At 72.2% G+C, this 14,439-nt stretch carries 12 protein-coding genes; 8 read left to right on the top strand and 4 right to left on the bottom strand.

All coding sequences use genetic code 11. The features are described from left to right. Positions 1–175 precede the first annotated feature (175 nt). Positions 176–1,987: an ABC-F family ATP-binding cassette domain-containing protein gene (locus tag ACIQM4_RS15030; RefSeq protein ID WP_401591130.1), complete on the bottom strand. Its 1,812-nt coding sequence runs from the start codon at positions 1,985–1,987 to the stop codon at positions 176–178. A 186-nt stretch (positions 1,988–2,173) separates the two neighbouring features. On the opposite strand from ACIQM4_RS15030, the gene ACIQM4_RS15025 reads away from it, so the two are divergent. Continuing rightward, positions 2,174–2,674: an FBP domain-containing protein gene (locus ACIQM4_RS15025; protein WP_401591128.1), complete on the top strand. Its 501-nt coding sequence runs from the start codon at positions 2,174–2,176 to the stop codon at positions 2,672–2,674. Between the two features lie 59 nt (positions 2,675–2,733). On the opposite strand, the gene ACIQM4_RS15020 is transcribed toward ACIQM4_RS15025, so the two are convergent. From ACIQM4_RS15020 to ACIQM4_RS15010, 3 genes are all read right to left on the bottom strand, one after another. Then, positions 2,734–3,639: a 4-(cytidine 5'-diphospho)-2-C-methyl-D-erythritol kinase gene (locus ACIQM4_RS15020; RefSeq protein WP_401591126.1), complete on the bottom strand. Its 906-nt coding sequence runs from the start codon at positions 3,637–3,639 to the stop codon at positions 2,734–2,736. Beyond that, positions 3,636–4,505, bottom strand: coding sequence for a 16S rRNA (adenine(1518)-N(6)/adenine(1519)-N(6))-dimethyltransferase RsmA (gene rsmA / locus ACIQM4_RS15015; RefSeq protein WP_401591124.1), 870 nt, complete (start codon positions 4,503–4,505; stop codon positions 3,636–3,638). Before rsmA ends, ACIQM4_RS15020 begins: the two co-directional genes overlap by 4 nt. 121 nt (positions 4,506–4,626) lie before the next feature. Next, the gene (locus ACIQM4_RS15010; RefSeq protein WP_401591121.1) at positions 4,627–6,387 is read right to left on the bottom strand and encodes a dolichyl-phosphate-mannose--protein mannosyltransferase; all 1,761 of its coding nucleotides are present in this window, start codon (positions 6,385–6,387) and stop codon (positions 4,627–4,629) included. A gap of 195 nt (positions 6,388–6,582) precedes the next feature. Here ACIQM4_RS15010 and rsmI point away from each other — a divergent pair, with 195 nt between their 5' ends. The 7 genes from rsmI to ACIQM4_RS14975 all read left to right on the top strand — a co-directional run bounded on the left by rsmI (position 6,583) and on the right by ACIQM4_RS14975 (position 14,227). After that, positions 6,583–7,512: a 16S rRNA (cytidine(1402)-2'-O)-methyltransferase gene (gene rsmI / locus ACIQM4_RS15005; protein ID WP_401591118.1), complete on the top strand. Its 930-nt coding sequence runs from the start codon at positions 6,583–6,585 to the stop codon at positions 7,510–7,512. A 130-nt stretch (positions 7,513–7,642) separates the two neighbouring features. Next, positions 7,643–8,053, top strand: coding sequence for a hypothetical protein (locus ACIQM4_RS15000; RefSeq protein WP_401591115.1), 411 nt, complete (start codon positions 7,643–7,645; stop codon positions 8,051–8,053). A 113-nt stretch (positions 8,054–8,166) separates the two neighbouring features. Further along, on the top strand, positions 8,167–9,057 hold the full coding sequence (locus tag ACIQM4_RS14995) for a TatD family hydrolase (RefSeq protein ID WP_401591113.1): 891 nt from the start codon (positions 8,167–8,169) through the stop codon (positions 9,055–9,057). Positions 9,058–9,738: 681 nt separating this feature from the next. Continuing rightward, the gene (locus tag ACIQM4_RS14990; protein ID WP_401591433.1) at positions 9,739–10,935 is read left to right on the top strand and encodes a ubiquitin-like domain-containing protein; all 1,197 of its coding nucleotides are present in this window, start codon (positions 9,739–9,741) and stop codon (positions 10,933–10,935) included. Between the two features lie 207 nt (positions 10,936–11,142). Then, positions 11,143–12,795 (top strand): penicillin-binding transpeptidase domain-containing protein, encoded by a 1,653-nt coding sequence (locus ACIQM4_RS14985; protein ID WP_401591110.1) that lies wholly within the window; start codon positions 11,143–11,145, stop codon positions 12,793–12,795. A gap of 59 nt (positions 12,796–12,854) precedes the next feature. After that, the gene (locus ACIQM4_RS14980; RefSeq protein WP_401591108.1) at positions 12,855–13,379 is read left to right on the top strand and encodes a YbaK/EbsC family protein; all 525 of its coding nucleotides are present in this window, start codon (positions 12,855–12,857) and stop codon (positions 13,377–13,379) included. Further along, entirely contained in the window at positions 13,376–14,227 is an 852-nt protein-coding gene (locus tag ACIQM4_RS14975; RefSeq protein ID WP_401591105.1) for an EamA family transporter, read from the top strand. The genes ACIQM4_RS14980 and ACIQM4_RS14975 overlap by 4 nt, the downstream gene beginning before the upstream one ends. Positions 14,228–14,439: the final 212 nt, after the last annotated feature.

The following is a 14,439-nucleotide window of genomic DNA, read 5'->3' as shown; positions in this document are numbered from 1 at the left end:
GGCTTCTTTCTATCACTGGAGTCACCTCGAACAAGGGGCCGGTCCGCCCCTGTTCCCAAGGGAGGACCGGCCTGTGATGCGCTCGTTATGAGCCCTCTACGCGTTCTCTACGACTGACAGAGGACTGACGGAGCTTCGACTCCGCGACTGACGGGGCGTCGGACGCGGCAACGGATCACGCGTCCTCGGCCAACTCCAGCCAGCGCATCTCCAACTCGTCGCGCTCGCCGATGATCCGGCGCAGTTCGGCGTCGAGGTCGGCGACCTTGGCGAAGTCGGTGGCGTTCTCGGTGATCTGCGCGTGCAGCTGGGTCTCCCGCTCGGAGAGCTTGGTGAGCTGCCGCTCGATCTTCTGGAGTTCCTTCTTCGCCGCCCGGGACTCGCCGGACGACTTCTCCGGCTTGGCGGCGGCGGACCTCGCGGGTGCGGCCGGGGCCGCCGGGGCGGCGGCGAGGACCTGCGCGCGCCGCTCCAGGTACTCGTCGAGGCCGCGCGGCAGGTTGCGCAGCGTGTGGTCGCCGAGCAGCGCGAACACCTTGTCCGTCGTCCGCTCGATGAAGAACCGGTCGTGCGAGATCACGACCATCGTCCCCGGCCAGCCGTCGAGGAGGTCCTCCAGCTGGGTCAGCGTCTCGATGTCGAGGTCGTTGGTGGGCTCGTCGAGGAACAGCACGTTGGGCTCGTCCATCAGCAGCCGCAGGATCTGGAGCCTGCGCCGCTCACCGCCCGAGAGGTCCCCGACCGGGGTCCACTGCTTCTCCTTGGTGAAGCCGAACTGCTCGCACAGCTGGCCCGCCGTCATCTCCCGGCCCTTGCCCAGGTCGACGCGGTCGCGGACCTTCTGCACCGCTTCGAGCACCCGCAGGTTCGGGTCGAGCTCGCCGACCTCCTGCGAGAGGTAGGCCAGCCGTACGGTCTTGCCGACGACGATCTTCCCGGCGGCGGGCTGCTCCTCGCCCTGCGTACGGGCGGCCTCGGCGAGGGCCTTCAGCAGGGAGGTCTTGCCCGCGCCGTTCACGCCGACCAGGCCCACCCGGTCACCGGGGCCCAGCTGCCAGGTGAGGTGCTTCAGCAGCGTCTTGGGCCCCGCCTGGACGGTCACGTCCTCCAGGTCGAAGACGGTCTTGCCGAGCCGCGCGTTGGCGAACTTCATCAGCTCGCTGGTGTCGCGCGGCGGCGGCACGTCGGCGATCAGTTCGTTGGCGGCCTCGATGCGGTACCGCGGCTTGGAGGTACGCGCCGGGGCGCCGCGCCGCAGCCAGGCCAGCTCCTTGCGCATCAGGTTCTGCCGCTTGGTCTCCTCGGTGGCGGCGATGCGCTCCCGCTCGGCCCGCGCGAAGACGTAGTCGGAGTAGCCGCCCTCGTACTCGTGGACCGCGCCGCGCTGCACGTCCCACATGCGGGTGCAGACCTGGTCGAGGAACCAGCGGTCGTGGGTCACGCAGACGAGCGCCGAGCGGCGCGCCCGCAGGTGGCCCGCGAGCCAGCTGATGCCTTCCACGTCGAGGTGGTTGGTGGGCTCGTCGAGGACGATCAGGTCCTGGTCGGCGATCAGCAGCTTGGCGAGCGCGATACGGCGGCGCTCACCGCCGGACAGCGGGCCGATGACGGTGTCCAGGCCCTGTCCGAAGCCGGGCAGGTCGAGCCCGCCGAACAGGCCGGTGAGCACGTCGCGGATCTTGGCGCTGCCCGCCCACTCGTGGTCGGCCATGTCGCCGATGACCTCGTGCCGCACGGTGGCCGCCGGGTCGAGCGAGTCGTGCTGGGTGAGGACGCCCAGGCGCAGCCCGCCGACGTGCGTGACGCGTCCGCCGTCGGCCTCCTCCAGCTGGGCGAGCATCCGGATGAGGGTGGTCTTGCCGTCGCCGTTGCGGCCGACCACACCGATCCGGTCGCCCTCCGAGACGCCGAGGGAGACGCCGTCGAGCAGGGCACGGGTGCCGTACACCTTGCTGACTGCCTCGACATTGACCAGGTTGACGGCCATGAGTGGGTGCTCCAGTGCGACCAGGGGGGCGGGGGAAGGACAGACGTCCCAGCGTAGTCGGCGGGGGCCGCCGACCACGACGGCGGGCGTCGGGGCACGGGGACGCGAGGGGCGTCTCCACCCGAGGAACGCCTATGACAATTAATCTTTTGCCTAAAGGTACTAGGCAGACTTACGGTCGATGTCATGAAGCAAGCCTCCGAGGACGACATCAGGTCGTCGTTCATCAACTGTTCCAAGGGCGAGGCCAAGCGTCTGCCCATGCCCCGGGACCTGGCCGAGCGCCCCTGGTCCGACCTGGACTTCATGGGCTGGCGGGACCTGTCGGCGCCGGACCGCAGCTATCTGGTCACCGAGGACCCGGCGGACGGCCGGCTGTTCGGCGTGACCTTCCGCTTCCCGTCCCGGCAGCGCGGTTTCCTGCACCGCAGCATGTGCGCGGTCTGCCTGACGACGCACCCCGGCAACGGCGTCTCGCTGATGACCGCCCCGAAGGCGGGCCTGGCCGGGCGCCAGGGGAACTCCGTGGGCATCTACATGTGCACGGACATGGCGTGCTCGCTGTACGTGCGCGGGAAGAAGACGCCGGAGCCCGGCGGCAGGTTCGAGGAGTCGCTGACGCTCGACCAGCAGATCGAGCGCACCCGCGGCAACCTCTTCGGGTTCCTGTCGAAGCTGACGGCCTGAGCCTCGGGCCCGCAGCTCGTGCGGAGTGCGGGCGCGCAGCTCGTCCGGGGTCCGAGGCCTCAGACGACCGTCGCGCCCGCCGCCGGTGACACCGCGGGCCGGGCCGCCACGCACGTACCCGAGGCGAGCAGCGCGTCAGCGACCCGCTGCGCCGCTTCCGCGTCCTGCACCAGGTACGCCGTCGTCGGCCCCGAGCCGGAGACCAGCGCGGCCAGGGCGCCCGCCTTCGTGCCCACCGCCAGGGTGTCCGCGAGCGAGGGCCGCAGCGAGAGGGCGGCGGCCTGGAGGTCGTTGGTGAGCGCTGCCGCGAGGGCGGTCGCGTCGCCGGTACGGAGCGCGCCGAGGAGCGCGTCGGAGGCCTCGGGCTCCGGGACCGCCAGGCCTGCCGTGAGCCGGTCGAACTCCCCGTACACGGCCGGCGTCGAGAGCCCGCCGTCCGCGACGGCGAAGACCCAGTGGAACCCGGGCCCCCCGACGGGCAGCGGGGTGAGCTGCTCGCCCCTGCCGACCCCGAGGGCCGCCCCGCCGACCAGGCTGAACGGCACGTCACTGCCCAGCTCGGCGCAGATGTCGAGAAGTTGCTCGCGCGGCGTGGCGGTTGCCCACAGCACGTCGCAGGCGAGCAGCGCTCCGGCCGCGTCCGCGCTGCCGCCCGCCATGCCGCCGGCGACGGGGATGTCCTTGGCGATGTGCAGATGGACGTCGGGGCTCAGGCCGTGCAGTCGCGCGAGGGCGCTCGCGGCGCGGGCCGCCAGGTTCGTCGCGTCCAGCGGGACCCGGTCCGCGCCGGGCCCGGTGCACGTGATCCGCAGCGAGTCGGCGGGGGTGGCCGTCACCTCGTCGTGGAGACCGACGGCGAGGAAGACGTTGGCGAGGGGGTGGAAGCCGTCGGGGCGTACCCCGCCCACGGCGAGCTGGACGTTCACCTTGGCGGGGACGCGGACGGTGACGGGTGCCTGGTTCACGCCTTGGCCTCCGCGATCCGTGCGAACTCCTCCACCGTCAGGGCCTCGCCACGTGCCTGCGGCGAGATGCCCGCCTTCACCAGGGCCTCCTCGGCGGCCGGGGCGGAGCCCGCCCAGCCGGAGAGCGCGGCGCGCAGCGTCTTGCGGCGCTGGGCGAAGGCCGCGTCGACGACGGCGAACACCTCCTGCCGGGTGGCGCTCGTCTCGACGGGGTGCGTCCTGCGGACGAGGGAGACGAGCCCGGAGTCGACGTTCGGGGCGGGCCAGAAGACGTTCCGGCCGATGGACCCGGCGCGCTTGACCTCCGCGTACCAGTTCGCCTTCACCGAAGGCACTCCGTACACCTTGTTGCCCGGCTTCGCGGCGAGCCGGTCGGCGACCTCTGCCTGGACCATGACGAGGGTGCGCTCGATGGTCGGGAAGTGCTCCAGCATGTGCAGGAGCACGGGGACCGCCACGTTGTACGGCAGGTTGGCGACCAGCGCGGTCGGGGCCGCCGGCAACTCCTCGACCAGCATGGCGTCGGAGTGGACGAGGTCGAAGCGGTCGGCCTTGTGCGGCAGCCTGGCGTGCACGGTGGCGGGCAGCGCCGCGGCCAGCACGTCGTCGATCTCGACGGCGACGACCCGGTCCGCGGTGTCGAGCAGGGCGAGCGTCAGTGAACCGAGGCCGGGGCCGACCTCCACCACGACGTCGTCCGGGCGCACCTGTGCCGTGCGCACGATGCGGCGCACGGTGTTGGCGTCGATGACGAAGTTCTGGCCGCGCTGCTTGGTCGGGCGTACGCCGAGTGCGGCGGCCAGCTCCCGGATGTCGGCGGGGCCGAGGAGGGAGTCGGGGGTGGTGGAGGGCTCTGGGGTACTCACCGCACAAGCGTAAGCGGACTCCGGTGCGGTTCATGGCGGGCGTCCGTGGGGGCGTGCGTCCCCGGGCTGCGCCCGGTGCACGGCCTGCGGCCGCGCGTCCTCAAACGCCGGACGGGCTGGGTCAGATCCACGAATCGAGCCACATCCGGTGCCGCCACTCCTCGATCGGCATCGTCGTGCCCGTGTAGATGGGCCAGAAGTAGATGAAGTTCCAGATGATCAGCAGCACCAGCACACCGGCCGTGATCGCGCCCGCCGTCCGGCGTCTCTCGCCGGAGCCGGGCGGGCCGAGGATCGCGCCGACCAGCATCGCCAGCGCCAGGCACAGGAACGGCACGAAGACGACCGCGTAGAAGTAGAAGATCGTCCGTTCCTGGTAGAGGAACCACGGCAGCCAGCCCGCCGCCACCCCCGCCACGATCGCGCCGGCCCGCCAGTCCCTGCGGAAGAACCAGCGCCACAGCACGTACAGCAGCGCGAAGGCCGCCGCCCACCACAGCAGCGGGGTGCCCAGGGCCAGCACCTCGCTGGCGCACTTCTCCGTCTCGGTGGCCGGGCAGCCGCCCTGGCCCGGCCTCGGGGACTCGTAGTAGTACGAGACGGGCCGGCCGACGAGGATCCACGACCACGGGTTCGACTGGTAGGTGTGCCCGGAGGTCAGGCCGATGTGGAAGGAGTAGACCTCGCTCTCGTAGTGCCACAGGCTGCGCAGCCACTCCGGCACCCAGGTCATGTCGAACTGGGGCAGGGAGATGCCGCCCACGTGGTCGGGCGAGAGTCCCGAGCGGCCCTTCGCCCACTCGCGGAAGTACCCCTTGTCGGTGAACAGCCAGCCCGCCCAGGACACGACGTAGGTGCCGATCGCGACCGGGACGGTGGAGACGAAGGCGGGCAGCACGTCGCGCTTGAGCACCGCGAGGTAGGGCCGGTGGGCGCCTGCCGTGCGCCGGGCGGCCACGTCCCAGAAGACGGTCAGCAGGCAGAAGACGACCAGTGTGTAGAGCCCGCTCCACTTGGTGGCGAAGGCGAGGCCGAGGCAGAGTCCGGCGGCCAGCCGCCAGGGCCGCAGGCCGAGCCGCAGCCCTTCGGCGATCTCCGCGTCCGGCCGCAGCACCCCGTCCCCGTCCACCGGCAGGGCGTCGGCGAGCCTGCGCCTCGACCGGTCCCGGTCGACCACCAGGCACCCGAAGGCGGCCAGTACGAAGAACATCAGCACCGTGTCGAGCAGGGCGGTCCTGCTCATCACAAAGTGCAGGCCGTCGACGGCCAGCAGCAGCCCGGCCAGGCACCCCAGGAAGGTGGAGCGGAACATCCGCCGTCCGATGCGGCAGAGCATCAGCACCGAGAGCGTGCCGAGCACCGCCACGGTGAAGCGCCAGCCGAACGGCGAGAAGTCGAACAGCTGCTCGCCCCAGCCGATCAGCCACTTCCCGGCCGGCGGGTGCACGACGTAACCGGGCTCGGTGGGGATCGGCACCGAACCGGGGTCGGCGAGGACGCGCCGGTCGATGTCCTTGGGCCAGCTGCCCTCGTACCCCTGGTTGACCAGCGCCCACGCGTCCTTCGCGTAGTACGTCTCGTCGAATATCACCGCGTGGGGCCTGCCCAGGTTCCAGAACCGCGCGAGGCCGGCGACGAGCGTCACGAGGAGCGGCCCGCCCCAGGGGGCGAGCCGCATCAGGCGGTCGGCGAGGGCCGGGGAGATCCTGAGCAGGGACCACAGGTACGGCCCTGGCGGGCGTACGTACGGGGGTACGAGACGCTCCCGCAGTCCTGCCGTCCGGCGGGGCAGGTAGCCGAATCGGCGCAGCCGCCGCTGCCAGGAGGGCGGTTCCTCTTCGGGGGCCCGTCCGTGCTGGGCGTGGGGCGCAGTACTCGTCACCGCGCCATCGTAGGGAACGCGGCTGTGCACGTCGCCCGGCCACCCCGCAGGCCCGCCGGGCAGCACTTTCCCCGGCCGCCCCGGGGCCTCGGCCGGTGTGCACCCGATCCCGGCCGCCCCGGGCCCGCCCCGGGCCCGCCCCGAGTGCGCCGTACGCCGTGCGCCGCAGCCCGGCCGTCCTGGGAGGATGGGGGTGTGACTGGATCGACTGCACCCGCATCTGCCTCTGCCGCTCCCGCCGGCGGTGTCCTCGTGCTCGCCGGGACGCCCATCGGGGACGTGTCCGACGCGCCGCCCCGCCTGGCGAAGGAGCTGGCGGACGCGGACGTGATCGCCGCCGAGGACACCCGCAGGCTGCGGCGGCTCACCCAGGCGCTGGGGGTGCACACCACGGGACGTGTCGTGTCGTACTTCGAGGGCAACGAGTCCGCGCGGACGCCCGAGCTGGTGGAGGCGCTGGAGAGCGGCTCGCGGGTGCTGCTGGTGACCGACGCGGGCATGCCCTCGGTGTCCGACCCCGGCTACCGGCTGGTCGCAGCGGCCGTCGAGAAGGACCTTCGGGTGACCGCCGTGCCGGGGCCCTCCGCGGTGCTCACCGCACTCGCGCTGTCCGGGCTGCCGGTCGACCGGTTCTGCTTCGAGGGCTTCCTGCCGCGCAAGGCGGGCGAGCGCCTGGGCAAGCTGCGCGAGGCCGCCGACGAGCGGCGCACCCTCGTCTACTTCGAGGCACCGCACCGCCTGGACGACACCCTCGCCGCGATGGCCGAGGTGTTCGGCGACGAGCGGCGGGCGGCCGTCTGCCGCGAGCTGACGAAGACGTACGAGGAGGTCAGGCGCGGCCCGCTGAAGGAGCTGGCCGAGTGGGCGGCCGACGGGGTGCGGGGTGAGATCACCGTCGTCGTCGAGGGTGCGCCCGAGTCCGGGCCCGCCGAGCTGGACGCCGAGGAGCTGGTGCGCAGGGTGCAGGTGCGCGAGGAGGCGGGCGAGCGGCGCAAGGAGGCGATCGCCGCTGTCGCAGCCGACGCGGGGCTGCCCAAGCGGGAGGTGTTCGATGCGGTCGTGGCGGCAAAGAATGCGGCTCGTACCCAGGTCACCGGGGGTGCGGAAGGTAAAGGGGTGTCGTGAAATGCAAAGCGAACCCCGTGCATAAGGCAACTTTCTGAGGCTCCCGTCAAATACTCCCCACGTTTTGACAGGTCTGTCGCGCTTCCGCCCGATAAGGCGTCCACTGGAAAGTAAGTGGAAAGGAGCTGGCATGAGCGAGATCGCGCAGAGCGCAGCCGGCAGCACGACAGCAGGGCGGACCTCGTCGGACACGGTGGCGGAGGCCTACGCCTTCGCCTGTATGAAGTGCGGGCACGGCTGGGAGCAGGCGTACGAGATAGAGCACCACACCGACGCCTCCGGTCGGCCCTTCGTCGTCTACCGCGCGGACGGCGAGCGCGTCCCGTCCCCGCTTTCCCGGCCCTCCTGCCTCAACTGCGGCGGCACGGTCGTGCGCATCATGCGCTCCGGGCAGGTGTCCTCCGCCCAGGCCACGCGCAGGCGCGACGCGGCCCCGGTCGCCGGACCTCCCGCCGCGAGCGCCGACGTCGACGTCCCGCAGCAGCGGGAACCGCACCACTGGCACCTCTCCGACCTGTTGCACCCCTTCCACCGCAGGTAGGCCGCCACAGGCGCCACAGGTAGGGCGCCGCAGGTAGGCCGTCACTGGTAGGCCCTCCCGCTCCCCGCCGCCGCCAAGGGGGCCGGGCCCACGGCTTTCGTAGGATCGAGGGCATGAGCCCGAGCCCCGCCAAGAACGCCGACAGGAACAGCGCGCCGCCGGCCCCCGAGCCCCTCCGGGTGCCGGTCGCCGATTCGCACACCCATCTGGACATGCAGGACACCACCGTCGAGCAGGCCCTCGCCACGGCCGCCTCGGTCGGGGTGACGACCCTGGTCCAGGTGGGCTGCGACGTGAAGGGCTCCCGCTGGGCCGCGGAGACCGCCGCCGCGCACGAGAACATCCACGCGACCGTCGCCCTGCACCCCAACGAGGCCCCCCGCATCGTCCTCGGCGACCCCGACGGCTGGTCCCGGCAGGGCGCCCGCCCCGGCGGCGGGGACGCGGCACTGGACGACGCGCTGTCCGAGATCGACCGGCTGGCCGCCCTCCCGCACGTCCTGGGCGTCGGCGAGACCGGGCTCGACCACTTCCGCACGGGTGAGGACGGCACGGCCGCGCAGGAGCGGTCGTTCCGCGCGCACATCGAGATCGCCAAGCGGTACGGCAAGGCGCTGGTCATCCACGACCGCGACGCCCACGCCGACGTGCTGCGCGTGCTCGCCGAGGAGGGCGCCCCGGAGCGGACGGTCTTCCACTGCTACTCGGGTGACGCCGAGATGGCCGAGGTGTGCGCGGCCAACGGGTACTTCATGTCGTTCGCCGGGACCGTCACCTTCAAGAACGCCCAACCGCTGCGCGACGCGCTCGCGGTGGCCCCGAGGGAACTGGTGCTGGTGGAGACGGACGCCCCCTTCCTCACCCCGGCCCCCTACCGCGGACGGCCCAACGCCCCCTACCTGATCCCGATCACCGTCCGTGCGATGGCCGCGGTGAAGGGCATCGACGAGGACGAGATGGCGACCGCCATCGCGGCGAACACGGCCCGCGCGTTCGGCTACTGAGCCCGCCCCGAAGCCGCTCCCGCGCTCGTACGGAAGTTCGTGACGCGACCCTGAGTAGCCGCGTCGCTTTGGAGAGTGACGGTCACTCCGCTAGTGTCCCGGCCCGCAGCACGTGGCGGCCCGGCATCCGGTCCGCCTTTCGGGCCGACCGGGAGCGACGTGAGCAATACGCAGGGTGGTGCGCTGTCGTACGACGCGCAGTACGGGTCGCCGTACGAGCCGCAGCAGCCGTACGGCGGTGCGGCGGCGGCGTACGAGGAGACGGGCGCCCCCTACGGGGGCGGCGGCACGTACCAGGCGGCGGCCCCGCCGTACGACACCTACCCACCGGGCCCTGCGGCCGGGACCGACCACACCGCGCAGGCGGCGCCCCACGAGCCCTACGAGCCGTACGAGTCGTATTCGTACGGGAGTTACGGCCCCGCCCCCTCCGTCACGTACGGCTACGAGGGAGCGACGGCCGTCCACCCGCACACCGGGGCAGGCCAGTTCGGACCTGCGGCGCCCCCGGCGCCCGCCGGGGGCGCGGAGTCCTTGCTCCCCCGCCAGAACCCGGCGTCGGCCGCCTTCCAGGCACACCGCCCGCCCGTCGGTGGCGAGGCCGCCCTCCAGGCACACCGCCCCCCCGTCGGTGGCGAGGCCGCCTTCCAGGCACACCGGCCACCCGTCGGCTGTGAGGACATCGCCCCCGCGCCCCGGCGGCCCGACCGGCGCCGCAAGGGCGGTTCGCCCGACCGGGGAGAGCAGGCAGCCACCGCCCCCGCCGCGGCCGACGGCAGACCCGAGAGCAGACCCGACAGCTTCCGCAAGCTGGTGCCGCAGGCGCTGGTGGTGGCGTTCCTGGCGGGCGGCACCTCGGCGTTCGTCGCCAACGACAAGTCGATCGAGCTGAGCGTCGACGGCGCCCCCCGCACCCTGCACACCTTCGCCGACGACGTCACCGAGCTCCTGGAGAAGGAGGGCATCGCCGTCGGCGAGCACGACCTGGTGGCGCCCGGCCGGGGGGCGAACCTGGCCAGCGGGGACGAGGTCGTCGTGCGGTACGGCCGTCCGGTGGTGCTCACGCTCGACGGTGAGCGCCGCCAGGTGTGGACCACGGCGCGGACCGTGGCGGGCGCGCTGCGCCAGTTCGGGGTGCGGGCGGAGGGTGCGTACCTCTCGGCGTCCCGCTCCGCGGCGATCTCCCGCGGGGGCCTGACCCTGGACGTCCGTACGGAACGCACGCTGACCCTGATGGCCGACGGCCGCGAGCACACCATCCGTACGAACGCGGCGACGGTGCGGGAGGCGGTCCAGGAGGCGGGCCTCTCCCTCGGCAACCAGGACACCACCTCCGTACCGCTGGACAGCTTCCCGCGGGACGGGCAGACGGTGACGGTCATGCGGATCACCGGTTCGCGGGAGGTCCGCGAGGAGCCGATCGACTTCGAGGTGATCCGCAAGGAGGATCCCACGGTCTACAAGGGCACCGAGGAGGTCGAACGGACCGGGGCCCGGGGCCTGCGCAAGGTCACCTACTCGGTGCGGACCGTCAACGGGGTGAGGCAGCGGCCCAAGAGGCTCGGCTCGGAGATCGCCAGGGAGCCGGTGGACCAGGTGATCAGGGTCGGCACGAAGCCGAGGCCGACGGGGGTCGCCGGGGCCGACCACCTGAACTGGGACGGTCTGGCGCAGTGCGAGTCCGGCGGCCGGGCGAGCGCGACGGACCCGTCGGGGACGTACGGCGGCCTCTACCAGTTCGACCGGCAGACCTGGCAGTCGCTGGGCGGCTCGGGCGCCGCCCACGAGGCGCCCGCGTCGGAACAGACCTACCGGGCCAAGAAGTTGTACGTCCAGCGCGGGGCGAGCCCCTGGCCGCACTGCGGACGCAAGCTCTGAGGCACCGCCCTCGGACGGCCGCCCCGGTCGCCCGCCCCGGCCCTGGGAGCGCTTTCCCTCAGGCGCGGCAACGGGCCCGGGGTGCGTTCCCTCGCCACGTACCAGTCACGTAACGCCCGTCGCTCCTGTCACCGGCAAGCCGTAGAGTCACTCCCCGACAACTGTCCGGCACGGATGCCGGACAGCTCCTGGGGAGGGGACTGCGACATGCGCGGTGGAGCCAAGATCGCTGTGGTCGGCGGAGCATTCGTGCTTGTCGCGGGCGGGGTGGGCTGGGGCGGGTACAACGTCTACGCCGGTATCACCGGCGGCAGCAGCAACGCGGGCGGCAAGGGCGGCGGGTCGAGCGAGATAGGGACGAGGGCCGCGAAGACGGGGCCGCCGGACGCGGACGAGACAAGGACGACCACGAAGGCGTTCTTCGACGCGTGGTCGCAGGCAGACAGCAACACGGCCGCGCAGCTCACCAACAACGCGGGCGTCGCCTCCGGCGTCTTCGCCACGTACTTCGAAGAGGGCCACATCTCGGGCGTGAAGATCACCCCGGGCAAGGCGCAGGGCACCAAGGTGCCGTTCACACTGACCGGCAAGGTCGCCTCCGACGGGCAGCAGAAGCCGATCAGCTACGCGTCCTCGCTCACGGTCGTACGGGGCAAGAGCACGGGCCGCGCGCTGGTCGACTGGCAGCCGTCGGTCGTGCACCCCGCCCTGAAGGCGGGCGAGTTCCTCAAGACGGGCACGGCGACCGCGCCGCCCATCAAGGCCGTCGACCGCAACGGCAAGGAACTGACGAAGGAGAAGTACCCCTCACTCGGCCCGGTCCTGGACCAGCTCCGTGAGAAGTACGGCGAGAAGGCGAACGGCAAGCCGGGCGTGGAGCTGTACATCGAGCCGGCGGAGGGCACGAACGCCCCTGCCCGCACGCTCCTCACCCTCTCGAAGGGCGTCCCCGGCAAGCTGGAGACGACGATCGACGCGGGGGTGCAGGCGGCGGCGGAGAAGGCCGTCAGCGGTTACAAGGGCGGTTCGGTCGTCGCGCTCAACCGGCAGACCGGCGCGATCCGGGCCATCGCCAACAACCGGTCCGACGGCTTCAACGCGGCGGTCAGCGGCGCCACCGCCCCCGGCTCCACCCTGAAGATCCTCACGGCGGCGATGCTCATGGAGAAGGGCATCGTGACCCCCGCCAAGACCGTCGAGTGTCCGCCGGACGCCACCTACTACGGCACCAAGGTCGACAACCTCAACCACAAGGGCTACGGGAACATCCCGTTCTCGCAGGCCTTCGCCGTCTCCTGCAACAGCGCCTTCATCAAGCAGATCGTCCCGGTCGACGACGACAAGGCCCTGCCCGCCTTCGCCACCTCGCACTTCGGCATCGGCATGAACTGGCAGACCGGCATCGCCACCTTCGACGGTCAGATCCCGCCGGCGGACCGGGGCAACGCGGCGACCCAGTACATCGGGCAGGGCACCACCCAGTTCAACCCGCTGAACATCGCCTCGATCACCGCGACCGCGACGACGGGCACCTTCCACCAGCCCTTCATCGTGGCGCGCGACCTGGACGACCGGGAGTTCGCGACGGCCTCCGAGTCGCTCTCCGAGGGCACCGTCTCCGGCATCCGCTCGATGATGCGCCTCACCGCCACCAGCGGGACGGCCACGACGGCCATGTCATCGGTGGGCGGCGACAAGGGCGCCAAGACCGGCTCCGCGGAGATCGACAACCAGAAGACCTCCAACAGCTGGTTCACCGGGTACGCGGACAACCTCGTCGCCGCGGCCTCCGTCCCGGCGGGCGGCCACGGCGGGGACGCGGCCGGCCCGGTCGTCGCGCAGGTCCTCAACGCCCGCTGAGCGCTCACTCACCGGAACACGTTCGCATGGCCCGTACAGCTACAAGTAGCGTGCGGGCCATGAGCACATCCGAACCCACCCCCGTGCACCCCCTCTTCGCCGAGGCGCTGAGCGACATGGGGCTGACGTCCCTCGCCGCGGACGTCCGCAAGTTCCCCGACGCCACCCGCACCGCCGTCGAGGCCGCCGCCGCGCTCGGCTGCGACGTCAGCGAGATCGTCAAGTCGCTGATCTTCGAGGCGGACGGCGTGCCCGCGCTGGTCCTGATGGACGGCTCCTCGCGCGTCGACCTCGATCTCGTACGGGACGAGCTCGGCGCGCGGAAGGTCACCCGGGCGAACGCGGATCTCGTACGGGAGACCACCGGTTACGCGATCGGTGGCGTGCCGCCGTTCGGCCACCGCACCAGGACCCGCGTCCTGGCGGACCGGAACCTGCTCGTCCACCCCGTGGTCTGGGCGGCGGCCGGCACTCCGCACACGGTGTTCCCGATGGCCCCCGCGGCCCTCGTCAAGTACGCGGGCGCGACGCTCACCGACGTACGGGAGAAGCCCCTCGCGGACGAGGAGGCCGGTACGGCATGACGCCGCTCGTCATAGCCGCCGTGCTGGTCGCCGCCGTCACGCACGCCTCGTGGAACGCGATCGCCCACCACATCAAGGACCAGCTGGTCTCGTTCACGCTGATCTCGGGCGGCGGCCTGCTGATCGGCCTCGTCCTTGCGCTCTTCGTGCCGCTCCCGGCGGCGGGGGCCTGGCCCTACCTGGTCCTGTCCGCGGCCCTGCACGTGGCGTACATGCTGCTGCTCATGCGGTCGTTCACGCTCGGTGACTTCGGCCAGATGTATCCGATCGCGCGCGGCACGGCCCCGCTCGCGGTGACCGCGCTGGCGGCGGTCTTCGTCCACGAGATCCCCGACGGCTGGCAGCTGGCGGGGGTCGCGGTGGCCTGTACGGGGCTGGTCGGCGTGGCCCTGTGGGGTATCCGGGGCTCCGGCAAGAAACCCCATTGGGCGGCGATCGGCGCGGCGCTCGCGACGGGACTGGCCATCGCGCTCTACACGACGGTCGACGGCGTCGGGGTCCGCGCGTCCGGGACGTCCCTCGGCTACATCGCGTGGCTGATGGTCCTGGAGGGCATCGCGATTCCGGTGTACGCGCTGTACCGCCGCAGGTCGCTGCTGGTGGCGCAGGTCAAGCCGTTCGCGGTACGCGGCTTCGTCGGGGCGGCACTCTCCGTCGTCGCGTACGGGATGGTCCTGTGGGCCCAGACCCGCGCGCCGCTGGCCCCTGTGGCGGCGCTGCGGGAGTCGAGCATCATCGTGGGCGCGGCGATCGGCGCGATCTTCCTGAAGGAGCGCTTCGGCGCGCCGCGGATCGCGGCGGCGGGGCTGATGGTGGTGGGCATCGGCCTGATGCTGCACGTCGGCTGATCCGGCGCCCACGCTCACCACCCGCCCCGCGTCCCGCCGCAGCGCGGGCACCCGCACAGCGGAAACCGGCTGCCCGCTTCGAGCGGGGGAGACTTCCGGTCGGGGGCGTAGGTCGTACGGGGCCCCCAGGTGCGGCCCCCGTCCCGGGAGACACGGAGGGTGAGGTACGTCCCCGGCGGCGCGGGTTCGACTGGGGGGCGGGATTCGGATCC

Source organism: Streptomyces sp. NPDC091272, assembly GCF_044757485.1.
Taxonomy (GTDB): domain Bacteria; phylum Actinomycetota; class Actinomycetes; order Streptomycetales; family Streptomycetaceae; genus Streptomyces.
This window is presented reverse-complemented; position numbering and strand designations above follow the sequence as displayed.